Genomic DNA, 22,189 nt, shown 5'->3' on the forward strand with positions numbered 1-22,189 from the left:
TTCCCGGTCCCATCGGACCACGCTCAGAGCCCTCCAAGGAAGCGGGGGAACCTCAATCACTGCGGGTCGGGAACAGGTGCGAAGCCTTTACCGAGACCTCACCAACGACTACGCGAACAACGTGACCAGGAGGCGACCGACCGCTACGACCACGCCTTACGGACCGCGAATTCCTGCCCCTGAGTCAGGGTTGACCCCGTAGCGCGCTTCACGCGTCGACATCACCCGGCACGAGAGTTCCGCGACCGCTGCACGCGGATCGGCGGCTCGGTAGCGCGGCGTAGGTCCTCCTCGGTTACCCCGGGCGCTGATTCCACCAGGGTCAGACCTCCCGGGCCGATATCGAGTACGCACAAATCGGTGATGATTCGCTGAACGACCCGGCGCCCCGTATACGGCAGGCTGCATTCGTTCACGATTTTGAAGGAACCGTCTTTGGCGAGGTGTTCCATCAGCACGATCACCGTGCGGGCGCCGTGGATAAGGTCCATCGCCCCGCCCATCCCTTTGACCATCTTTCCGGGGATCATCCAGTTCGCGATATCTCCGGTGGCCGAGACCTGCATCGCGCCGAGGACCGCGGCGTCGATCTTGCCGCCGCGAATCATTCCGAACGATGCGGCCGAGTCGAAGAATGACGCACCGGGTGCGACGGTGACGGTTTCCTTGCCCGCGTTGATCAGGTCGGCGTCGACTTCCTCGGGTGCCGGGTACGGCCCGACACCGAGGATGCCGTTCTCGGATTGGAGTACGAGTTCGACGCCGGGCGGAATGTGATTCGGGATGAGGGTGGGCAACCCGATTCCCAGGTTCACATAAGAGCCGTCGGGTAGTTCCGCCGCTGCGCGGGCGGCCATCTGCTCCCGAGTCCAGGGCATCAGTGGTCACCTCCGCCCGAGATTTCGTCGTGGACTGCGGTCTGTCGCGTCGTGAGCTTCTCGATCCTCTTCTCGGTCACCTGCTGCGCGGACAGCGCCACGACTCGCTGGACATGAATACCCGGGGTGTGGATATCGTTCGGGTCGAGTTCACCCGGTTCGACGAGCTCTTCGACCTCGGCGACGGTGAGGCGCCCACACATAGCGGCGAGCGGGTTGAAGTTGCGGGCCGAGGCCCGGTAGACGAGGTTGCCGTGGCGATCGCCCTTCCAGGCCCGCACCAGTGCCACCTCGGCGACGATTCCGTGCTCCATCACATACTGGCGCCCATCGAATTCGCGCACCTCTTTCGCAGGCGAGGCAACGAGGACGGCACCGGCCCGGTCGTATTTCCAGGGCAACCCGCCCTCGGCCACCAGGGTCCCGACACCGGTGGCAGTGAAGAAGGCCGGGATGCCCGCGCCGCCGGCGCGCATCCGCTCGGCGAGAGTGCCCTGCGGTGTGAGTTCCACTTCGAGCTCACCGGCGAGGTATTGGCGGGCGAATTCCTTGTTTTCCCCGACATAGGACGCCACAACCCGCCGCAACCGGTGGGCCGAAAGCAGGCGGCCGAGGCCGGCATCATCGACACCGCAGTTGTTGGAAACCGCTTCCAGATCGGTGGCACCGTGGTTGAGCAGGGCCTCTATCAGGGTCGACGGGATACCACAGAGACCGAATCCCCCTACAGCGATCGTGGATCCGGACGCGATATCGGCGACCGCCTCCATCGCCGAGCCGACTACTTTGTCCAATCCTCTGCCCCGTAGCGGTTTCTTCCCTCCCGTGCGGGGTGTCGTGGTCACTGTGCCGTTCATGCGGCCGCTTCCGGTAGAACCGCCGATCGGCCTCCGTCGTCCCAGCGGCCGCTCATCGGACCGCGATCGGGTTGACGGGTGCGCCTACCGCGCCGGTGATCTTGATGGGCGCGGCGGTGAGGAAGAAATCGTAGTTGCCGTCGTCCCGGCAGGCCTGCGCGAGTGCGTCGAGGTCCCACATCTCCCCGATAAAGAGCCCGATCTGTGGGATCGCGACCTGGTGCAGCGGCTGGAAGGCCACATCGAATTCGTTGGGCCGCACCTCGAATCCCCACGTGTCGGTGGCGATCGCGGCGATCTCGGCGATATGCAGCCAGTCGGCGGTGGTGAAGGACAGGCCGGGCGCGGGACCGCCCGCGTACTCGCCCCATCCGTCCCGTCGCACGCGAGTCAACTGCCCCGTGCGCACCACGACGATATCGCCGCGCCGTATCTGCGAGCTGCTGCCCTGCGCGGCGATGGTTTCTTCGAGATGCTCCGGGGTGATCGCGAAACCGTCCGGCAGTTCACCGTTCTCCCCGATCGCGTTTCCGACGTCGAGCAGAACGCCGCGGCCGCAGATGACATCGGCGACCGTTTCGATACCGGTGATCTGATCGCCGAGACTGGTGACGACCTGGTCGGCGGGGCGGCCGTTCCAGGCGTGGCCGTGGTCGAAGATATGGCCGAGGCCGTCCCACTGGGTGGAGCATTGCAGGGGCATGGCGATCACATCGTCTGCGCCGCCGAGACCGTGTGGGAAGCCCTGGATTCCGGCGACGGCGTCGGTGCCGGTGTCGAGCATGGTGTGCACGGGGTTGGTGCGTCGGCGCCAGCCCTTTTGTGGGCCGTCCATATCGAAGGATTGCGACAGTGAGAGCGACTGTCCGGTACGGATCGCGGCGGCCGCGGCGCGGCGGGTGGTGTCGTCGAGGAAGTTCATGGTGCCCAGGACGTCGTCCGGGCCCCAGCGGCCCCAGTTGGAGACCCGCGCGGCCGCGGCGGCGATGGCGCCCTCGGGGTCGGTGCGGTCCAGTTCTTCCGGGGTCATGACAGCGCGCCTCCGTCGAGTTCGGTGAAGGTGTCCCGCACCCAGTCGGCGATGAAGGTGGTGACGTGCGGCAGGTGGTCGAGGCCGATATGTTCGGTCGCGCCTTCTTCCGGGGTGAACAGGCGCAGTTCCCGCTTGGGACTGTTGACCGCCTGGTCGTAGGACCGGTGCGCGTATTCGAGCGGGATCTGCCGGTCTTTTTCGCCGTGCGCGATCAGGAACGGCACCGTGATCTTCTCGACCACACCGTCGAGGTGGATGTCCTCGGCGAACTCGATGAACGTCGGGATATCGGGCTGTCCCCACACCCACAGCACGTGGTCCCAGTAATGCGGGACCGGGTTCTCACCTTCGCGGTCGAGTCGCCGTTTCTGCACCGCGCCCCAGTTGTGGTTGGCGCCCCAGGCCACGCAGAGCGCGAGACGCTTCTCGAACGCCGCGGCGCGCGGGACGTAGTAGCCGCCGAGTGACCAGCCGGCCAGCCCGATCCGGTCGTTGCGGATATCGGGGCGGGCCTCGAGCCAGTCGACGCAGGCGGCGGCCCATACCTCGGTGTCGATCCGCGCGGTGAGTCCCTGCAATCGCAGCGCCTCGCCGCTGCCGGGGCAGTCGACCATGAGGGTGGAAATTCCACGGGCGGCGAGTTCGGTATGGATTCCGGCGCCGACCATCATCTCCTTGGTGGAGTCCAGGCCGTTCCACATGATGATCACCGGGGTCGGGGAACCGTCGGCCGAGGCGTTGTGGAAGTAGGCCGGAAGAGTGGTGTCCTCGTAGGGGATCGCGACCTTGGTGGTCGCGAGGTCGATCAGCGCGCACGATTTCAGCAGCAGGTCCACGCTGCGCTGGTATTCGGCGTTGCGACTCGAATCTTTGGCGCTCTGCATCCGTTCCGCCTGCGCGGTGTACACCGATGCACGGAAGTACGACTGCCCGGCGGTGCGCAGGTGGCCGGCCTTCTCCGCCTCCGCGGCCTGCTGTTCGAGCCTGTCGGCGACGGCCCGCCAGGCGGCCATGAATTCGGCGGTGCCGACATCGGAGCCCTGGGCGGCGAGTTCGCGGATGGGGCGGCAGGCGCGGTCGACCTCGTCGATCAGGCCGCCGCTGTTGAGTGTCGCGACGACGCCAAGGTTCCAGATGTAATTGCCCGGAAAGTATTCGAACATGATTTCCTCTGTTCAGTGGGTGGTTTGTGGGGGCTGATAGTGCGGGCGCAGGGCATCGGAGACGGGTTTCGCGCCCGCGTGCGAGGTGACGCCGCCGTCGACGGGGATCTCGGCTCCGGTCACGTACGAGGCTCCGTCGCCGAGCAGGAACACGACCACGGACGCGACCTCTTCCGGGCTGCCCGCGCGACCCAGCGGCGCGGCCGCGATCGATGCGTCCCGGAATTCCGCGGGCGCCGAGGCGGTCATCGGGGTCTCGATGAATCCCGGATGCACGGTGTTGACCCGGATTCCGCGTTCGCCGAGTTCCAGGGCCGCTGTGCGGGTGAGCCCGCGGACCGCCCATTTGCTGGTCGTGTAGGCCAGCGGGTAGTGGCCCTGGTAGCCGGCGAGCGAGCCGATCAGGACGATCGAGCCACCGGCGGGCATCAGTGGTGACAGGGCCTGGATCGCCTGCAACGGACCGCCGACGTTCACCGCGTGGGTTTCGGCGAGAGCGTCCGGGGTGACGTCCCCGAGCCGCGCCCGCCAGGTGTGGCCCGCGCAGTTGACCAGGCCGTGGACCGGTTCTCCGGCGAGGTCGGTGACCAGCGCCGACCAGTCCCGCGGTTCGCGTACGTCGAGCCGGCGGACTCCGTCCCCGGCATTCCGGTCGACCGCGACCGCGCGGCCACCGGCAGCGATGACCGCGGCCGTTACCGCGGCACCGATTCCCGACGCGGCCCCGGTGACGACCACGGTGCGGCCGGCGAGTGTGCTCATAGCGAACCTCGCCGGAAGGCCGCGTGGTCACGGCGCCGAACCGGGCTCAGCGGCGGTGCCGGGTCGGCGACTCCGACCCGGCCGCTCAGCGCGCCGATGCCTTCGACGGTCAGCGTCACGACGTCGCCCGGTCGCAGTGGCGGCGGATCCTGTTCGCCGCGCCGGCCCCAGAGTTCGCCGAGGCAACCGCCGTTGCCGACAGTGCCCGAGCCGATCACATCACCGGCCTCGACCCCGCTGTCGCGGGAGGCGTAGGCGATCATCGATTCGAAGGTCCAGCCCGCATTGCTCAGCACATCGCGGCCGATTTCGACACCGTTGACGCTCACCGCGCAGTCGAGGTCGAGGAACCCGTCCGTGTCGCGGTAGGGGTCGAGTTCGTCGGCGGTGACGATCCAGGGTCCCAGGCTCGTCGCGAAATCTTTACCTTTGGCGGGACCCAACGACACCTGCATCTCCCGGCTCTGCAGGTCCCGCGCCGACCAGTCGTTCATGATCGTGTACCCGAAGATCGCCTGTCGCGCCTGTGCCTCGGTGAGCGACCGGCCGGCCCGGCCCACCACCACGGCCACCTCGAGCTCGAAATCACGCACCACACAGGATGCCGGGAACAGTGCCTCCTCATCGGGACCGAGGACGGCGTGCGGATTCGTGAAGTAGAACGTCGGCGCGTCGTACCAGGCCTCGGGCACCCCCGACTGCCCGTTCACGCTGCGACGCACGCCTTCGACATGTTCCTCGAACGCCACACTGTCGCGGATCGACGCGGGCCGCAGCGGGGCCAGCAGCCGCACCTCTTCCAGCGGTCGCCCGGTCCCCCGGGCGCGAGCGTGGTCGGCCAGCCGGCGTGCTTCGGGCAGGCCGGCGTCGATCACGTCCCGCATACTCAGTTCAGCGGGGAACGAATACACCGCGTCACCGTCTACAACCCCAACACGGGGTGCCGCGGGGCCGGGCGCGGTGAAGGTCGCGAGCCGCATCAGACCGGGGGCGCGACGAAGCAGCCGCGGTCGGGGTCGTTGAACGATTTCTTGGCCACGAATTCCTCCATCGGATTCGCGGTGCCCCACTGGTCGCTCACCGTGGGATCGGAGAAGTCGTACAGATGCGGATGCCAGGTGTCCTCGTCGAGTTCCTCGAGTTCGGTGGTGTATTCGACGGTGTTGCCGTGCGGGTCGAGGAAGTAGCTGAAGGTGTTGTTGCCCGCCATGTGCCGACCAGGGCCCCATACCTTCTCGACGCCGCCGCGCAGCAGCCGGCCGGTGCCGCGCATGTATTCGTCGATACCGCGCATCTCGAACGACGCATGATGCAGCGAGACATGCGGACAGCGCGCGATGGCGATGCTGTGATGGAACCGGTTGGTGCGCAGGAACCACATCATCTCGCCCATATGCGGGTGCATGAGGGTGTCCGACAGTGCGAAGGACAGGTGCTTCTGGTAGAAGGCGACGGTCGCTTCGGGGTTCGGCGAGTTGATCACGACATGCGAAAGCTTGACCGGCACCGGCTCCCCCTCCTCGACCTTGCGGTGCCGCCGCACGGCCACATCCGAGGACACCTCGAGCGTGCGGCCGTCGTTGTCGAAGAACCGGAAACCGTAACCACCGCCGGGGGTTTGCAGGTCGCCCGGTCGACTGATCAGGCGCACCCCGTCGGCGGCCAGGCGTTCCGCCATAGTGTCCACATCGGCAGGGGTCGCCGCACCGAACGCAATGAGGTCGAGGCGTTTCTCCTCGGCCTTGCGCAGGCGCACCGAATACTGTTCCGGCGAGCCGGCCGCGGCCAGGAAGGCGAGGCCGTTCTCGGTCGTCTGCGGTTCCAGCCCCCACATATTCGTATAGAACTCGAACTGCTTGTCGTAGTCGGGGACGGCCAGATCGACGTGCCGTAAATGGGTGATCAATCGTTCGTTCATGCTTTGTCCTTCGTTTCGAGTGCCCGGATTACCGGAGGAAGCCGCTGCTCACGCGGGCTCGGCAACCATGTGCGAGATACGGGTCATCAGTCCGGCGACATCGCCCTGTGCACGGTCGAGCAGCCACTGCCCCAGCTGGACCGAGGATTCGACGACATCTTTCGCCCGGGCCAGCCGGCGGCCGGTGAACTCACGCCACAGGTCCTCGGATACCGCGTCATGGGCGATCAGCAGTTCGGCCAGCACGGCGGCGTCCTCCAGCGCCTGGGCGCACCCTTGCGCGAGGGTCGGCGGGCAGCTGTGGGCGGCGTCGCCGATCAGCACCACCCTGCCGCGGTGCCACGGCCCGTCGATCACATGGCTTTCGAATTTCGCGTAGTTGATCCGCTGCGGGTCGGTCATCGAGGCGCGCACCTCGTCCCACGGACCGTGGTAGGCCGCCGCCAGCTCCTGCATCGCGGCCAGGCCGTGCTCCGGGGTCGGCCGGGCGTCGTCGCGGGCATCTTCCACCAGGTAGGCGTAGAGGGTGTCCGGTCCGGTCGGGCAGTATCCGGCGATATAGGCCGGGCCGCCGTAGTACAGATCGGTGCGGGTGATGGAGGCCGGGCGGGGGGCGAACAGTCGCCAGATTCCCATACCGGTCGGCTGCGGCTCGATATCGATGCCGAGCGTGCGCCGCGTCCACGAATGGATACCGTCCGCACCGATGACGAGGTCGAAGCGACCGGTGGATCCGTCGGAGAAATCAACGGTCACGCCCTGCTCGTCGGCTGCCAGGCCGGTGGGTGCGTTACCGAAACGGATCGTCGCGCCCGCCGCGACGGCTCGGTCCACGAGGATGCGGGCCAGGTCGGGACGGAACATTCCCATGTTGGCGGGCAGGTCCGGGCCGCCGGAGCGCAACTCGTCGAGTTCGACCAGCAGGGTACCCGCGGCGTCCGGTGCGCGCAGACCCAGGGTGTCGTAGGCGTACCCCTTCGCCCGCACCTGCTCCCACACTCCCAGCTGCAGCAGCACACGTAGGGCGTTGCCCTGCAGCGTGATACCTGATCCCAGAGCGGCGATATCCGGTTTGGCCTCGACGAGTTCGACCGATATCCCGGCTTCGGCGAGCAGGATCGCGGCGGCGGTACCGGCGGAACCGGCGCCGATCACCAACACATTGCGGACAGCAGACACAACAGACTCCAGTGGCTCTCGTGACCTCGCCCGGTCCTCCGCGACGAGGTGGTAGGCACCACTGTGCGACCCAGATCACCATCACGGAAGAGCGGATCGATTATGTTCACTATCTACATCGTTTATAGTTCGAGGTGTGACCGCGGGTACGCTGCGAAACCTGGATCTGAACCTGTTGACGACGCTGGACGCGCTGCTGACCGAACGCAATGTCACCCGGGCTGCCGAACAGCTGGGCCTGAGCCAGCCCGCGGTCTCGGCGGCATTGCGCCGGCTACGCCGCCATTTCCACGACGAACTCCTGCATCGCAGCGGCAACCGCTACGAACTCACCCCCTTGGCCGAGCAGCTTCGCGAACCGGCCGCCGCGGCGCTCGTCGGGATCCAGCGGGTTTTCGACGCCGTTCCCACCTTCGACCCCGCGACCTCGCACCGGGAGTTCACCGTGTTGGTCTCCGACTACGCGGCCACCGTGTTCTGCGATCAGCTCGCGACCACGCTCGCCGAACGGGCCCCGGGCGTACGGTTACGCCTGGATCAGCAGACAGGCGCCCATATCGATCAGGCCCCCGAATCGCTGCGCACCGCCGACGGCACCTTCCTGCCGCACGGTTTCCTCTCCGAGATGCCGTCCATCGACGTGTTCACCGACAGCTGGGTGCTCATCGTTTCGGGCGACAACACCGAGATCGGTGACACCGTCACCCTCGAACAGCTCGCCGAATTGCCCTGGGTGGTCACCTATCACGCCCCGACCGCCTTCACTCCCGCGGCCCGGCAGCTGCGAATGATCGGTATCGAACCCGATATCCGGGTGGTGGTGCAGAGTTTCCTCGCGGTACCGTTCATGGTCACCGGCACCCGCTGCGTCGCACTACTGCAACGCCGCCTCGCCGACCGGCTCGCCGCCGCCGCGAACGTCCGGATCCTCCCCTGCCCCTGGGAAGTCGTGCCGCTGGTAGAAGCTTTCTGGTGGCATCCCACTCACCGCGCCGACCCCGCCCACCAATGGTTGCGTTCGATGCTGACCGAGGTGAGCGCGCAAGTGTCACGCTGAGCTGAGCACCGGAATCGGTTCGCGCCTCAACGCCGGTCAGCGCGAGCCCGCGGACCGGCGCAGTACCGCGAGCAGGTTCGCCCGCGCCTGGTGTTCGATGATAGGACTTGCCCGGGCGCGCTATTCACGATCGCCCTCGTTCAGGTATGTTGCGGATTTCATGCAGACCTCTCCACCGCTGTGATTTCGGTCGGTGGTTCGGGTAGAAGGCTGCTGCCCGCTTCGCCCTCGTAGCGTGGCAGCGAAGCCAACGTGAGTGAACCCAGGCACAGAAAGGTGGCGGCGATGACGAGGGCGACGCGGTAGGAATCGCTGGTGTCGAAAATGTAGCCCGCTGCGACAGGTCCGAAAGCCGATCCGATCATGAACGCGCTGTAGATGTAGCTGTAGAGCGTCCCGAAGTTCGCCGGGTGCAAGTACTTCGAGCTCAGGTAGGACATGAGGTCGATTTCGGCACCGAATCCGATTCCGATGAGCAGAGCGGTCAAGGGTGCGAACTGCGCTCCGCCGACCAGCAGGACGAGACACCCGACCGCGGCCGCGACGAACATCGGTATCGCGACGTGGGTCGCGTAATAACGGTCGATCAACCATCCCAGGATCGGTCGGCCGACGACGGTTCCCACTCCGACGAATGAAGCCAGCAGGGCTGCTCTGACCGGGTCCACACCGGTATCGATGAGCATCGGGACAAAGTGCGGAACCATGCTCAGCAACGCCCACCCGAGCAGGAAGAACGATACGACCAGTGTCCAGAATTCGCGCGTCACCAGCGAACGTCCCACGGCGGCCGCAGCTTTTCGCTCATCACCCGCCTGAGTGCCGACTCTGCCGGCAGGCGTGGGGAACCTCGTCACCACCAAGAGTAGTAGGGGCACGAGCGCCAGGAGTGCCACCGTGAGATAGGCATCTCGCCAGCCGCCGGCAGCGACAACAGCCGCGATCAGGGGGGGCAGGCCCAGCCCGGCGAGCCCGAGGCCGGTCGCCATTATTCCCAACGCGAGCCCCCGCCTGCGGTCGAACCGTTCGACGATTGCTTTGGAATAGGTTACGGCGGATGTACCGACCCCCAGCACACCCGTGATGCCGTACAGAACGAGGAAGAACCCGAGCCCTCCACCGAAGCGGCTCAGCGCGAAGATCGTCCCGGCGAACAGCGGAAGAGACACCGCCGCCACGCGTTTCACGCCGAACCGGTCGAGCAGCGGACCCACGAATGGAAGCGCAATCGCCATTCCCAGCGAGCTCCACAGACTCGCGAGGGTGATCTGCCCTCTTCCCCAGCCGAACTCATTCTGCAACGGGACGATCAGCGGGCCGAGCGTATACCCGAGAGCACTGAAACCCAGTCCCGCGCCCACCGTTGCGAAGACGAGAACTTTCCAGTTGGCCGTGAGCTCATTCTTTGTGAATGTACCGGTGCGATCACTTCGATCGTCCACGTGCAACTCCCTCGATAGATCGGTTGTAGTTTCGTGTTTGCCGTAGAGACCTCATCGCAGCCGGATACGACCGCACCGGCTTCTGCGAAACACAAGGCCGCGGCGCGTCCCTGCCCATCCGCTGTAGCGGTGACAACGGCGGTCCCGCCTACGAGGTGTCTGCGCTACTTCGGAACCGGTGATGGTGGCGGCCCGCAAGCCGATATCGGCAACGGAACCAGCGGCAGGCATCCGCGGCCCTACGGCTTGCATCCCTACCAGGACGACGCTGTGGTACGGCATCGCGGACCTGCCCGCGAACGCATCACAGCGACTTCCACCCCGACCGGCGCAGCAGCGAACCGGAGTGATCGGCCTCACTTGCAACCAAGTTGCGTTGTTCAAGTCACACTGAGGCATGCGGGAAAGCTAAAGACCGCCCTCGGCACGCACCACACAATTCCGTCATGAGAAATCCGGGGGCTCGGCCGGCATCGCTGACCTCAGTAGTGCTGCGTCCGCCTACTCGGCGGCGGTGCCCAGGCGCCGAGGCGGGTCCGCACGACCGTGGAGGCGGTCCGGTCACCGGTCAGGCACCGGTATCGAGATCGATGATCGACAGGTCCTTCTCGATCTGCGTCTTGGCATCGAGCAACAGTGGAACCAGCGTCTTGTCGACCAGCCCTGCGAAGCGGTCCGCGCGACACGACAACGACACCGCGCCGATCGCGCGGTGCCCACCTGCCTGCACCGCCACCCCCACCGCTGCCACACCCCGCTCGGTCTCTTCGAAATTGATCGCGAAACCCCTGCGGGCGGTCGACGCAAGATCGCTGACCAACGCGCGGAACTCCGCCTCCCCCAGCAATGGATCCGCGCCGGTGCGCGCTCGCCGGTACAGTTGCTCGACCTCCGCGGCGGGCAGGGCCGCCAGCAGCGCCTTGCCGCCTGAGGCCCGGTGGGCCGGCATGACCACACCGTCGCGGTCATTGGTCGCATACACCGAGTGCGCACGCACCGTGCCGAGGAAGCGGACACTGTCGCGCACCCGGATCATCAGATTCGCCGATTCCCCGCTGCGCCGCGACAGCACTTCCAGATGGGGCTGGCACAGCGCACCGAACGCCTTGGTCCACGCCAGCCGTGCCGGCGCGGCGTCCAGGGACGGCCCGGGCAGGTAGACGTGGTTGTCGTCCTGCACGGCGAACCCACGGTAGGCCAGCGTCTGCAGCAGACGGTGCGCGCTGGAGCGGGAGATATCCAAATGTGTGGCAGCGTCCATCACCCGCAAGCTGCCGTAGTCGCGCAGTAGTTGTAGTAGCCGTAGCCCGCGGTCGAGGGAGCCGACCGCGTTCACCGGTCGATCAGGCAGAGGCGGATTGCGCATAGCGGAATCTTATTCCTTGTTTCGGGACGGAGGCGTTTAGCTGTCTCCTATGGATAATTGTGACTCAGATAACGACACTGTCGTCGTTGTAGGGGGCGGTATCGGGGGGCTCGCGGCCGCGCTGGGACTCGTTCGCACCGGGAAAAAGGCTGTTGTGCTGGAGCAAGCCACGGAGTTCGGGGAAATCGGGGCCGGGCTGCAGCTCGGGCCGAATGCTACCCGGATCCTGGCATCGTGGGGTCTGCTGGAGCAGGTGAAGGCGGTCGGTGTTCTTCCCGGCGGTATCGCTATGCGGGACGCTGTCTCCGGCGAAGAGATCGGCCGCCTCCCGCTGACGGGCGAGTTCCTGACCCGGTTCGGCGCTCCCTATGCGGTCATCCACCGCACCGATCTGCACGCGATACTGCTCGAGGCGTGCCGCGAAGCCGGTGTCGAGCTGCACACCAAGGTCCGCGTCGAGCGAGTCGAAAATACCGGCACCGGTACCGTGACCGTCGCCGATGACGGGCGCACCTTCCCGGCCGCGGCCACCATCGCCGCCGACGGCCTGAACTCCGCGCTACGTGCGACGATCGTCGGTGACGAACTGGTTCCCTCCGGATATGTGGCCTATCGCGGCACCGTTCCGATCACCGAGGTACCCGCGCGGGACCGCGAGCTGGACGACGTGGTCGTCTGGGTGGGCCCCGGCTGCCATCTGGTGCAGTACCGGCTACGCGCCGGCGAGGTCTTGAACCAGGTCGCCGTCTTCGAATCGCCGGCCTTCCGACGCGGCGAACAGGAATTCGGCGGCGTCGACGAACTCGACGCCGCCTTCGCGGACTGCCACCCCCACGTGCGCGACGCGATCGCCTACGTCGGCAAACAGCGACGCTGGCCGCTGTACGACCGCGAACCCGCCGAGGACTGGGGTTCGGGTCGACTGATGCTGACCGGTGACGCGGCCCATCCCATGCTGCAGTACCTGGCACAGGGCTGCTGCCAGGCACTCGAGGATGCCAAAACCCTCGAACTGTTCCTCACCGAGACCTCTGGTGGTACCGACTGGCCCGCCGTGCTGGAACAGTTCAGCCGGACCCGGAGACCGCGCACCGCCGAGGTGCAGACCAAGGCACGCCTGTTCGGCGAGATCTGCCACGCCCGCGGCGCACACCGCTTCGTCCGCAACGCCCTGCTGGCCACCCTCGAACCGGCCGATCTCTGCGACCACGCCGACTGGATCTACCGCGGCCCGGTGTTCGACCTGCTGCGCAGCCCTCGGCTCACCACCGTCTGACCACGCCCGTCCACCACCGAAAGCACCGATCGATTATGCGTCTTGCAGTTCTGGACGGCGACCGCGCCGCGATCATCACCGACTCCGGCGTCCATGACGTCACCGACCTACTCCCCACCGCCGCCGGCCGCTACGGCGGGCCCTGGCTGCCGTGGCTGGAAAACGGCGGTACGGCCGCGCAACTGCGCGAACTCGACCTGGCCCGATGCCCGGCGCACCCGCTGGAGACCGTCACGCTGCGCGCACCGTTGTCGCGTCCGGGCAAGATCGTCGCCGCGCCGGTCAACTACCTCGACCACAAGGTCGAGATGCACGAGCAGAAAACCATCGCCGAGTACGGCGTGTTCCTCAAAGCCAACACCTCGATCATCGGGCCGGGCGAGAAAGTCGAACTTCCCTACACCGACAAGCGGACCGACCAAGAAGGCGAACTCGCCATCGTCATCGGCCGTACCGCCCGCCACGTCGGGCCCGCCGAAGCACTCGACTACGCCTTCGGATACACCGGTGTCCTCGACATCACCGTCCGCTCCACCGAGGACCGCTCGACCCGCAAATCGTTCGACACCTTCACCCCGCTGGGCCCCTGGATCGTGACCGCCGACGAGGTAGGCGACCCGGACGCGCTGGGGCTGCGCTGCTGGGTGGGCGGGCAACTACGGCAACAAACCAACACCGCCGAGTTGATCTTCTCCGTCGCCGAACTCGTCGCCTACGCCAGTTCGGTCATGACCCTGCACCCCGGGGACGTCATCGCCACCGGAACCCCCGCCGGAGTCGGACCCCTGCACCACGGCACCAGCATCCGCCTCGAGATCGACCGCATCGGCACTCTCGAAGTCGACGTCACAGGCGAACACGCCATCTCCTACACCGATCGCCCCGGCGCGCACCTCGATGCGCGCACTGCCCAGAGGTAGAAACATGGACATCAAAGCACGGATCGACGCCGCTCCGATGCGCCCCCTCCAGTACGCGGTCGTCACCGTCTGCGTACTGCTGAACATGCTCGACGGGTTCGATGTGCTGGCCCTGGCATTCAGCGCTTCACACATCTCCGATGAATGGTCGCTCAGCGGCTCGCAACTGGGGATCCTGCTCAGCGCCGCCCTGTTCGGGATGGCCGCCGGCTCGATCCTGGTCTCCCAGGTCGCCGATATCGTCGGCCGGCGCCGCACCATCGTCGCGTGCGCGCTGATCGTCTCCGCCGGAATGGCCCTGTCTGCCGTGGCCACCGGATTCACCATGCTGCTCGTGGTCCGGATCGTCACCGGTGTCGCCGTCGGCACCCTGCAGGCCTGTCTCAACGTCATGGTCGCCGAATACTCCTCGGCCCGACACCGTTCCACCGCGATCAGCTTCTACACCGCCGGCCAGCCGATCGGTGGCACCCTCGGCGGAATCATCGCCGGTGTCCTGCTCACCCAGTTCGACTGGCGGGCCGTGTTCGCCTTCGGCGCCGTCGCGACGCTGTGCACGGCTCTGATCGCCGCGGCGGTGCTGCCGGAATCGGTCGATTTCCTGCTCACCCGCCGGCCCCGCAACGCCCTGGACCGGATCAACACCATCCTGTCGAGACTCCGGCAGCCGACTCTCAGCGAGTTGCCCCCGGTCCCGGCGCGCAAAGCCGCGGTGACTGCGAACTGGCGCGCCATCACCACCGGGCCCAATCTGGTCACCACAGCGCTGCTGGGATTCAGTTTCTTCGTCCTGATGGCCGCCTTCTACTTCGCCAACTCCTGGACTCCCAAATTGGTCAGCGGCAGCGGCTTCACCACCGAGGACGGCGTACAGGCCGGCGTCTGCTTCAGCGCCGGCGGCATCGCCGGTGCCCTGGTGTTCGGGCCACTCGCCGCACGATTGGGCGTCCGACGCACCTTGACCGCACTGTTCACCCTGGCCGGCGGCGCATTCGCGCTCTACTCGGTCTCCATGGGATCGCTCACCACAGCCCTCATCTCGGCCGCCGTCCTCGGGCTGGTCACCAGTGCGGTCATGGCCGGCATGTTCGCCATCGGGCCGATGTATTACGAGTCGTCGACCCGAGCGACCGCGGTGGGGCTGGTCATCGGCCTCGGCCGGGTCGGCGCGATCTTTTCGCCGATCATCGCCGGAGCCCTCATCGACGCAGCCTGGTCACCGAAAAGCCTGTACGTATTGTTCATCGTGCCGCTGATCGCCGGTGCACTGGCCATCTTCGCCCTGCGCAGCCGCCGTCCCGTCCTCGCCGACACCGCCGATCGCTCCGCACCCCCCGACCTACGCGGCGAAACAGCCCCGGTCATGCACTGACGGCCCCTACTCACCATTCCCAGGAGTAATACCCGTGTCCAGCAACGACATCGCCGCACAAACCGGGCCCGACCCCAGCCCCGAACTCGACCGGCTCTATACCGACTTCGAACGCAACTCCACCGCACCGCTGTGGACCCAGACCGGGGACCTGATGCCGTCCAGCCCCGCCCCCGCAGCCGTCGCACACGTGTGGAAATGGTCCGAACTACTCGACATCGCCCGCCGCTCGGGCGAACTCGTCCCCGTCGGCCGCGGCGGCGAGCGCCGCGCCATCGGCCTGGCCAACCCCGGCCTCGCTCCCACTCCGTACGCCACCCCCACCCTGTGGTGCGCCATCCAATGGCTCGGACCCCACGAAACCGCACCCGAACACCGGCACGCACAAAACGCCTTCCGCTTCGTCATCGAAGGCGAAGGCGTCTGGACCGTCGTCGACGGCGACCCTGTCGCCATGCGTCGCGGCGACCTGCTCATGACACCGGGCTGGTGCTTCCATGGCCACCACAACGAAACCGACCAACCCATGGCCTGGATCGATGGCCTCGACGTACCTCTCGCCCACGACCTCGACCTCGGATTCTTCGAATTCGGCCCGGAAACCGTCACCGACACCACCACCCCCCACATCTCCCGATCCGAACGACTGTGGAGCCACCCCGGCCTCACGCCGCTCTCGGCACCCGGGCCCCGCGACTCGACACCGATCGCCGCCTACCGCTGGGAGCACACCGACCGCGCACTCCGCGAACAACTACTACTCGAAGAAGAAGGACACCCGGCCACCATCGAACCGGGCCATGCAGCAATCAAATACACCAACCCGGTCAACGGCAACGACGTACTGCCCACAATCCGATGTGAGTTCCACAGGCTCCGAGCCGGCACACACACCGCGGCCCGCCGCGAGGTCGGCTCCTCGATCTGGCAGGTCTTCGACGGAAACGGACACGTCGTCCTCGGCGGCGAACGCCGAGCCCTGACCACCGGAGACCTGTTCGTAGTGCCCTCATGGGTCTCGTGGTCGCTGGAAAGTGAAACCGGCCTCGACCTCTTCCGATTCTCCGACGCCCCCGTCATCGAGAAACTCCGGTACAACCGGACGTCGACAGTGCCCACCCGCTGAAATCCATCCGCTCGGGTCGGTTCCCGGAGTCGGCGGGTATTCTATGGCATACCCGCGGGCGGTATACCGTTTCCGGATCCACCGGGGCCGCCCGGTCCCCCCATACCCGTCGATTCCTGCTGGGTCACGCTGTTCGCGTAGTCGTTGGCGGGGTCGCGGTAAATGGTGTGCACATGTCCCCACCCCGAGGTGTTGACGCCGTCGACGTCGGCGCCGGCCGATCCTTGCTGGGCCGCGAACTCGATGTACACATCCGGCCCGGAGATCTGGAAGTAGATACCCTCGCCTCGGGTCATGTCGTAGGTGGTCGTACCGGACCAATTCACGTAGGTCTCGTCGAGGGTGGCCTCGATCTTCGCGAGGGCTTCGGAGGCGGTTTCCTCGTCGGCCAGCCCCACCCAGTTCGCGATGACGCCCAGCAGCAGTTGCTTTTGTTCGTCGGTGAGGTCTGCCCCGGAAATACCTGTGCCCGTGGGGTAATCACAGGTGCTACCCGGGGCGCACTCCATATTGGCCACGGTCTCGCCCTGGTAGAGGGCGGTCTTCTGTTCGTCGCTCAGGCTGTCGTAGAACGCGAAGGCCGACGTGTAGATCGGGTCGAACGGCTGGATTTCGTTGCCGTCGGAATCGGTGTACACCGCGGGCTGAATGCCCAGGTGAGTCGGCGCGAACGTGATCGAATCGGTGGAGCCGTCGAGTGTGGCGTTGATCCCCAGATGGTGGCCACCGAACTGGATCTCCCACGCACTCGTATCCGACGGGTCACCGAAGAACGCGATGTAGTACTGCCCGAGCGATTCCTCGGTGGACGAACTGTTCTCGTGCAGGTATTCGTCGCCGCCCATGATGCCGGTAACGGTCGCGTAGCCCTCGTCACTCAGCAGGGCATCCAGCACGTCGAGTGCCGCGGCCTGCTGTTCCTCGGTCAAATCGGCAAGGTTGATCCCGGCGCGATCAACGAAGGTGACCGGGAAATTCGACCAGGAAGTCGTCTTGGTCTCGTCGGCGTAGGCGTAGGTCACCTGCTCGCGTTGATCGTCGGAGAGGGTGTGCAGAAACGCTTCGGCTGCGGCGGCCGACGCCGAGATAGTATCGACCGTCGTCGTCGCGTCGTCGGTGGCGGCGGTCGAGGCGACCGACTGCGAGATCGAGGTGGCCGTGGTCGCTGCGGTAGTGCCGGCGGTATCGGTGGCACATCCGCCGAGCAGCAGACCGCCGGCCACCAATGCGGACAGGACAGCCGTACGGCGGCGGTGCCGCCCAGCTCCGAAGCCGGTGGTGAAAACGTGACGGGTCATGGTTCACAAAGTATGTGCGCAGCCTCCGGACCCACTGCGGGCCAGCTGGGCATTTGCTGTGAACCCTGTACCCGCGGAAGTGGCGGCGGCCGGGCGGTAGCGTGCAGCCACCTCGCTGCCTGCGCCGGCACCGCGATGGCTACCGCGTCCGCTCACCGGCGGGTGAGTACCGCGCGGATGTTCATGACTCGACCGGCCCCAGCGATCACGGCCGCCCGGGAGCCTGAGCAAACCGAACTCACCCGCAACAGCTCCCGACGAGACACGCCGGTCGGTCCGCGGGCCGGGCTACACCGGGCTCGCGGACCGCCACCGTTGTACGCCTTACCGTGCCGGTCAGATGGTCAAGGCCGGGGCCGCGCCCGGCTCGATCTCCTGCCGGCGGCGCGTATCGGCTTCCCTGGACAACGGAATCAGGCAGGCCAGCGATACCAGCAGCAGCACCGCCACCAGACCGGCGACGGCGTAGACGCTACCGGTGGCGCCGAACATCATCACAGCGAAGACGGGCATCGGACCCGTGCCCAGCACGTTCCCGAGCTGATAGCCGAGGGACATACCGGTGAACCGGCGGGTCGGATCGAAGCTCTCCGCGAAGATCGCCGGTTGCGCGCCGTACACCAGTGAGTAGAAGACGCCGAACGCCACGATGTAGGCGAGGGCCACCAGGACCACGTTCGCCGTGGACACCGCCCACGCGATCAGGAAGATACCCGCGACGCACAGCAGCGCACCCCAGACCAGTTGGGGAGCTCGCGCCCCGGCCCGGTCCGAATACCGCCCGGCGAGCAGGATGACCGGAATCTGCACCGCGGTCGACAACAGTGTCGCGGTGAGCAAGGCAGTACGGGGGATATCGTAGAGTTCGGTGCCCGCGCCCACGAAATAGTTCGCCACCGCGGTGGACATCGCACCGAATCCGATGAAGCCACCGGTCACCAGCAGCACCCGCCGCAGGTCGGTACGGAGCACCTGCAGCAGCGGCGAGCCGGTACGGTCGCCCGCGGCGGCCGCTTCGAGGAATACCGGGGACTCGTCGAGTTTGCGGCGGATGACGTACCCGATGAAGACCAGCAGGGCGGAGAGCAGGAAGGGCAGGCGCCAGCCCCAGTCGAGCAGTTGTTCTTCGGGCAGCAGTGTGGTCAGCAGGAAGGTGATATGCCCGAGCAGAGTACCGGCGGCCGGGCCCACCTGCGGGACGGAGGCGTAGAAGCCTCGTTTCTTCGTCGGAGCGTGCTCGAATGCCATGAGAACGGCTCCGCCCCACTCGCCGCCGACAGAAAAGCCTTGGACGAGACGCAACGCGACGAGCGCGAAGGGCGCGAGCATGCCGATCTGGTCGTAGGTAGGAAGCAAACCGATGGCAACCGTCGAGGTGCCCATCAAGACGAGGGTGACGACCAGGACCGGCTTACGTCCCCATTTGTCGCCGAAGTGGCCGAAAACCATGGCGCCGAGCGGACGTACGAAATAGCCCGAAGCCATGGTCGAGAATGCCAGCAGCGTTCCCAGGAGCGGATCGGCATCGGGAAAGAACAGCTTCGGAAAGAACAACGCCGCGGCGAGACCGTAGATCGCGAAATCGAAGTATTCGACGGTATTTCCCGCCAGTGAGGCGGCCGCGATTTTCCGGACCGGCGAGGGAACACGTCCCGGGGAATTGGGGAATGACGAACCCATAGGGGGTACTCCTCGTGGGATGAAACGTGTGGCGTGCGCCACTGATCGGATCACGATAAGCGTCGTGCGTCGCGCTCACGTTCAGCTATTCGCCGAATGTATAGCCGGCAAGCGGGAACCTATGACCCCGGGTCGAATGCATATTCGCTGCTCACGCGCAGTCGCGCAAATTCTCGCAATATGCCGGTAATAGGACTATTACGTGATCGCACCGGAGGCGGCACCGTCGTCGCCCGTCACGGAGTGGGCACCGAGCACCTCCGTCGCCAGTTCGAGGAACCGGGTCACGGCTTCCGGCAGCTCACGTTGCCGGGGCCAGACCAGCTCCATGGTGAGGGAGCGCTGACCGTGTGCGAGCGGGCGTATCGTCACCGGGCAGCCGGGGCCGGTGTCGGCGGCACCGCGCACGCTGACGGCTACGCCCAGTCCGGCGGAGACCTGGGCCAGCACCGCTTGATGCTGGCCTACCGTCCTGATATCCGGTCGGCGGTCGGCGTATTGGACGAGCTCGGCGAGCACCAGATTGCCCAGCCCCGGAAACCGGGGGGACACCGCCGGGGTGAACACCGGATACCTGGCCAGGTCCGCCCAGGACATCGACCTGGGCCAGAGCTCGTGTGGCGGCAGGATCGCGACCAGCTCGACCTCTCCCAACGGCCGCGTATGCACCGACAGACGATTCAGCTGCGTGCTCAGGTCGTGGTTGCTGGTGGTCATCAAGGCGACGTCGACCGCCCCTTGTTCCAAGCCCTCCAGCGCCTCCTCGGGGCGGAGGTCGACGATCTGGATGTCGACCGCGGGCGCCACTCGCCGGTATGCGGCCAGCACGGCCGGCAGCATCGTCTGGACATAGGGCATGTATGCCACCAGGCGCAACGAGCCGAGCACGCCCATACCGTGGCGCCGGAGCTCGTCGGCCAGTTGATCGGCCTCCCGGACGAGCTGCTCGCCGCGCCGCATCAGCACCCGCCCGGCGTCCGTGGGTGCCACACCGCGACCTGTCCGATCCAGTAGGCGCACCCCTAGCTCCTTCTCCAGGGTGGCGATGGTTGCGCTCAGTGGAGGCTGGCTCATGTGGAGTGCCTTCGCGGCGCCGGACAGGGACCCGTGCCGCACGATCTCCACGAAGTACCTCAACTGACGTAATTCCATGTGCAGACTATACAGAGAAGGTATGGGCCGATACTCAATCGTATAGGTCGGCGCAAAACCTCCGGGCGGACAACTAAATTACATCGAACGAGTACCGCTCCGGCGGTTTGCTCTTATCACTCACCCGAATTCGACAAAGCACGATGGAGCCGCGATGTCGCACCCCGGCGAAAGCACCGGACAAACCTTCCGGATGGAAGTCGAATCTATTCATCTGGTAGCCGACGACGTCGTCGAATTGGTGTTGGTGAACCCCGGGCGCGCTCCACTGCCCGGCTGGGAACCGGGCGCACACCTGGACCTCCATCTTCCCGGCGGCATGATCCGTCAATATTCACTCGTCCCCGCGCCGTCCGACCGCGCACAGTATCGAGTGGCTGTGCTGCGCGAGCCCCGCGGGCGTGGCGGCTCCGAGTACATTCACACCGACCTGCGCCCGGGGACGATCCTGCGCTGCGCCGGCCCCCGCAACAACTTCTCGTTCCGGCCCGCACCGGCCTACCGCTTCGTGGCCGGTGGTATCGGCATCACCCCGCTGCTGCAAATGATCGAATGCGCCGAGGCCACACGAACAGCCTGGAACCTGATGTACTTCGGCCGGACTGCCTCAGCCATGGCATGGGCCGACGAGCTACTGACCCGCTATCCGGACCGGGTGGTGCGCCACCCGGACGACGTGCACGGACCACCCGACCTGAGCCGGGCGCTGGCCGGTCTCCGGGACGGTGAATTGATCTACGCCTGCGGCCCCGGCGGCATGCTCGAGGCCATTACACAGGAACTGGGCGACGATGCGGCACGCATACTGCAGGTGGAGCGTTTCACGCCGGCGAATCCCGCAACGCTGATCCGTGATCGGCAGGCGTTCGACGTCTACCTGGATCGTTCGGGTATCGAACTCCATGTACCAGCCGACAAATCGATTCTCGAGGTGATGGAGGAACTCGGTCTGCCGGTCATCTCCTCCTGCCGGGAAGGTACCTGCGGGACCTGTGAAACCGCCATCCTTTCCGGCTCGGCCGACCACCGCGACTCCATCCTCACCGACGAAGAAAAGGCCGCGGACGAGTCGATGATGATCTGCTGCTCACGCGGCCGCGGAACCCGACTCGTGCTCGACGCCTGAGCGGGCGTCCCTAATTCGGACAGGAATTGCCTTGAACAACAAGAATTTCGATCCAGCGGCGGCGCGCCGCACGACCGCACCGGAACCCCTCCCAGTGCTGGTGGTGGGCGCAGGGCCGGTCGGGGTGCTCAACGCACTCGGTCTGGCCAGAAAAGGCATTCCCGTAGTGGTGGTGGAACGTTCGCCCGCCGTGGTCCGGGCACCGCGTGCGGTGGTCTACCACTGGGCGACCCTCGACGGCCTCGACCGGCTCGGCGTGCTGGAACCGGCGGGCCGGGAGGGCTTCTTGAAACAGGACTATTGCTTCTGGAACTGGCAAACCGGGGAACGCGTGCAGTACGGCCTGTCGTTGCTGGACGGCATGGTGGACCACCCCTACAACTTGCACCTCGGGCAGGACCGGCTGGTCGATGTCGTGCTGCGGATCATCGCCGACGAGAAGCTCCCGGTCGAGGTGCGGTGGGGCCGTCAGGTCATCGGACTGCAGAACTACGAGGACCACGCCGTCGTCAGCGCCGAATGCGCCGATGGCGCCATAGAACGCTTCGCGGCGCAGTGGGTGCTGGGTGCCGACGGTGCCGGCA

General features: G+C 66.3%; 20 protein-coding genes. 7 read left to right on the forward strand and 13 right to left on the reverse strand.

What is annotated here, in order from left to right; genetic code table 11:
• Positions 1 to 221: 221 nt before the first annotated feature.
• From ACWDU1_RS11280 to ACWDU1_RS11315, 8 genes are all read right to left on the reverse strand, one after another.
• The gene (locus tag ACWDU1_RS11280) at positions 222 to 878 is read right to left on the reverse strand and encodes a CoA transferase subunit B (RefSeq protein ID WP_449997671.1); all 657 of its coding nucleotides are present in this window, start codon (positions 876 to 878) and stop codon (positions 222 to 224) included.
• Complete coding sequence (locus ACWDU1_RS11285; RefSeq protein ID WP_449997672.1) at positions 878 to 1,672, reverse strand: CoA transferase subunit A; 795 nt, start codon at positions 1,670 to 1,672, stop codon at positions 878 to 880. The genes ACWDU1_RS11280 and ACWDU1_RS11285 overlap by 1 nt, the downstream gene beginning before the upstream one ends.
• Before the next feature lie 115 nt (positions 1,673 to 1,787).
• Positions 1,788 to 2,765, reverse strand: a complete 978-nt coding sequence (locus ACWDU1_RS11290; RefSeq protein ID WP_449997674.1) for a cyclase family protein — start codon at positions 2,763 to 2,765, stop codon at positions 1,788 to 1,790.
• Entirely contained in the window at positions 2,762 to 3,931 is a 1,170-nt protein-coding gene (locus ACWDU1_RS11295; protein ID WP_449997675.1) for an alpha/beta hydrolase family protein, read from the reverse strand. The genes ACWDU1_RS11290 and ACWDU1_RS11295 overlap by 4 nt, the downstream gene beginning before the upstream one ends.
• A 12-nt stretch (positions 3,932 to 3,943) precedes the next feature.
• Positions 3,944 to 4,693: an SDR family NAD(P)-dependent oxidoreductase gene (locus tag ACWDU1_RS11300; RefSeq protein WP_449997677.1), complete on the reverse strand. Its 750-nt coding sequence runs from the start codon at positions 4,691 to 4,693 to the stop codon at positions 3,944 to 3,946.
• On the reverse strand, positions 4,690 to 5,577 hold the full coding sequence (locus tag ACWDU1_RS11305; RefSeq protein ID WP_449997679.1) for a fumarylacetoacetate hydrolase family protein: 888 nt from the start codon (positions 5,575 to 5,577) through the stop codon (positions 4,690 to 4,692). The genes ACWDU1_RS11300 and ACWDU1_RS11305 overlap by 4 nt, the downstream gene beginning before the upstream one ends.
• A gap of 95 nt (positions 5,578 to 5,672) precedes the next feature.
• Positions 5,673 to 6,611 (reverse strand): VOC family protein, encoded by a 939-nt coding sequence (locus ACWDU1_RS11310; RefSeq protein ID WP_357769658.1) that lies wholly within the window; start codon positions 6,609 to 6,611, stop codon positions 5,673 to 5,675.
• A gap of 48 nt (positions 6,612 to 6,659) precedes the next feature.
• Positions 6,660 to 7,790: an FAD-dependent monooxygenase gene (locus ACWDU1_RS11315; protein ID WP_449997681.1), complete on the reverse strand. Its 1,131-nt coding sequence runs from the start codon at positions 7,788 to 7,790 to the stop codon at positions 6,660 to 6,662.
• Between the two features lie 136 nt (positions 7,791 to 7,926).
• Here ACWDU1_RS11315 and ACWDU1_RS11320 point away from each other — a divergent pair, with 136 nt between their 5' ends.
• Positions 7,927 to 8,847 (forward strand): LysR family transcriptional regulator, encoded by a 921-nt coding sequence (locus ACWDU1_RS11320; RefSeq protein WP_449997682.1) that lies wholly within the window; start codon positions 7,927 to 7,929, stop codon positions 8,845 to 8,847.
• A 158-nt stretch (positions 8,848 to 9,005) separates the two neighbouring features.
• On the opposite strand, the gene ACWDU1_RS11325 is transcribed toward ACWDU1_RS11320, so the two are convergent.
• Together ACWDU1_RS11325 and ACWDU1_RS11330 are read right to left on the reverse strand one after the other, a co-directional pair.
• The gene (locus ACWDU1_RS11325; protein WP_449997684.1) at positions 9,006 to 10,289 is read right to left on the reverse strand and encodes an MFS transporter; all 1,284 of its coding nucleotides are present in this window, start codon (positions 10,287 to 10,289) and stop codon (positions 9,006 to 9,008) included.
• Between the two features lie 568 nt (positions 10,290 to 10,857).
• Entirely contained in the window at positions 10,858 to 11,625 is a 768-nt protein-coding gene (locus ACWDU1_RS11330) for an IclR family transcriptional regulator (protein WP_449997686.1), read from the reverse strand.
• Between the two features lie 79 nt (positions 11,626 to 11,704).
• On the opposite strand from ACWDU1_RS11330, the gene ACWDU1_RS11335 reads away from it, so the two are divergent.
• From ACWDU1_RS11335 to ACWDU1_RS11350, 4 genes are read left to right on the forward strand one after another with little or no spacing between them, the layout of a single operon-like run.
• Positions 11,705 to 12,931, forward strand: coding sequence for an FAD-dependent monooxygenase (locus ACWDU1_RS11335; RefSeq protein WP_449997688.1), 1,227 nt, complete (start codon positions 11,705 to 11,707; stop codon positions 12,929 to 12,931).
• A 35-nt stretch (positions 12,932 to 12,966) separates the two neighbouring features.
• Positions 12,967 to 13,851, forward strand: a complete 885-nt coding sequence (locus tag ACWDU1_RS11340) for a fumarylacetoacetate hydrolase family protein (protein ID WP_449997690.1) — start codon at positions 12,967 to 12,969, stop codon at positions 13,849 to 13,851.
• Between the two features lie 4 nt (positions 13,852 to 13,855).
• Positions 13,856 to 15,223: an MFS transporter gene (locus tag ACWDU1_RS11345; protein ID WP_449997692.1), complete on the forward strand. Its 1,368-nt coding sequence runs from the start codon at positions 13,856 to 13,858 to the stop codon at positions 15,221 to 15,223.
• 34 nt (positions 15,224 to 15,257) lie between these two features.
• Positions 15,258 to 16,349: a cupin domain-containing protein gene (locus ACWDU1_RS11350; RefSeq protein WP_449997694.1), complete on the forward strand. Its 1,092-nt coding sequence runs from the start codon at positions 15,258 to 15,260 to the stop codon at positions 16,347 to 16,349.
• Positions 16,350 to 16,390: 41 nt separating this feature from the next.
• Here ACWDU1_RS11350 and ACWDU1_RS11355 read toward each other — a convergent pair whose 3' ends face one another.
• The 3 genes from ACWDU1_RS11355 to ACWDU1_RS11365 all read right to left on the reverse strand — a co-directional run bounded on the left by ACWDU1_RS11355 (position 16,391) and on the right by ACWDU1_RS11365 (position 20,479).
• The gene (locus tag ACWDU1_RS11355; RefSeq protein ID WP_449997696.1) at positions 16,391 to 17,647 is read right to left on the reverse strand and encodes a DUF3500 domain-containing protein; all 1,257 of its coding nucleotides are present in this window, start codon (positions 17,645 to 17,647) and stop codon (positions 16,391 to 16,393) included.
• Positions 17,648 to 17,983: 336 nt separating this feature from the next.
• Complete coding sequence (locus ACWDU1_RS11360; RefSeq protein WP_449997698.1) at positions 17,984 to 19,327, reverse strand: MFS transporter; 1,344 nt, start codon at positions 19,325 to 19,327, stop codon at positions 17,984 to 17,986.
• A gap of 198 nt (positions 19,328 to 19,525) precedes the next feature.
• Complete coding sequence (locus ACWDU1_RS11365; RefSeq protein WP_449997700.1) at positions 19,526 to 20,479, reverse strand: LysR family transcriptional regulator; 954 nt, start codon at positions 20,477 to 20,479, stop codon at positions 19,526 to 19,528.
• A gap of 154 nt (positions 20,480 to 20,633) precedes the next feature.
• On the opposite strand from ACWDU1_RS11365, the gene ACWDU1_RS11370 reads away from it, so the two are divergent.
• Positions 20,634 to 21,605 (forward strand): PDR/VanB family oxidoreductase, encoded by a 972-nt coding sequence (locus ACWDU1_RS11370; RefSeq protein WP_449997702.1) that lies wholly within the window; start codon positions 20,634 to 20,636, stop codon positions 21,603 to 21,605.
• A 31-nt stretch (positions 21,606 to 21,636) separates the two neighbouring features.
• Positions 21,637 to 22,189, forward strand: a 553-nt coding sequence (locus ACWDU1_RS11375) for an FAD-dependent oxidoreductase (protein WP_449997703.1), incomplete at its 3' end; no start/stop codon positions are given.

The sequence above is a fragment of the Nocardia sp. NPDC003345 genome (genome assembly GCF_053589395.1).

Coding starts and splice junctions, on each gene's coding strand:
- ACWDU1_RS11295 (WP_449997675.1), bottom strand. CDS start 3,931: ATGTTCGAATACTTTCCGGGCAATTACATCTGGAACCTTGGCGTCGTC.
- ACWDU1_RS11370 (WP_449997702.1), top strand. CDS start 20,634: ATGTCGCACCCCGGCGAAAGCACCGGACAAACCTTCCGGATGGAAGTC.
- ACWDU1_RS11280 (WP_449997671.1), bottom strand. CDS start 878: ATGCCCTGGACTCGGGAGCAGATGGCCGCCCGCGCAGCGGCGGAACTA.
- ACWDU1_RS11300 (WP_449997677.1), bottom strand. CDS start 4,693: ATGAGCACACTCGCCGGCCGCACCGTGGTCGTCACCGGGGCCGCGTCG.
- ACWDU1_RS11310 (WP_357769658.1), bottom strand. CDS start 6,611: ATGAACGAACGATTGATCACCCATTTACGGCACGTCGATCTGGCCGTC.
- ACWDU1_RS11355 (WP_449997696.1), bottom strand. CDS start 17,647: ATGACCCGTCACGTTTTCACCACCGGCTTCGGAGCTGGGCGGCACCGC.
- ACWDU1_RS11365 (WP_449997700.1), bottom strand. CDS start 20,479: ATGGAATTACGTCAGTTGAGGTACTTCGTGGAGATCGTGCGGCACGGG.
- ACWDU1_RS11335 (WP_449997688.1), top strand. CDS start 11,705: ATGGATAATTGTGACTCAGATAACGACACTGTCGTCGTTGTAGGGGGC.
- ACWDU1_RS11340 (WP_449997690.1), top strand. CDS start 12,967: ATGCGTCTTGCAGTTCTGGACGGCGACCGCGCCGCGATCATCACCGAC.
- ACWDU1_RS11290 (WP_449997674.1), bottom strand. CDS start 2,765: ATGACCCCGGAAGAACTGGACCGCACCGACCCCGAGGGCGCCATCGCC.
- ACWDU1_RS11360 (WP_449997698.1), bottom strand. CDS start 19,327: ATGGGTTCGTCATTCCCCAATTCCCCGGGACGTGTTCCCTCGCCGGTC.
- ACWDU1_RS11345 (WP_449997692.1), top strand. CDS start 13,856: ATGGACATCAAAGCACGGATCGACGCCGCTCCGATGCGCCCCCTCCAG.
- ACWDU1_RS11305 (WP_449997679.1), bottom strand. CDS start 5,577: ATGCGGGACGTGATCGACGCCGGCCTGCCCGAAGCACGCCGGCTGGCC.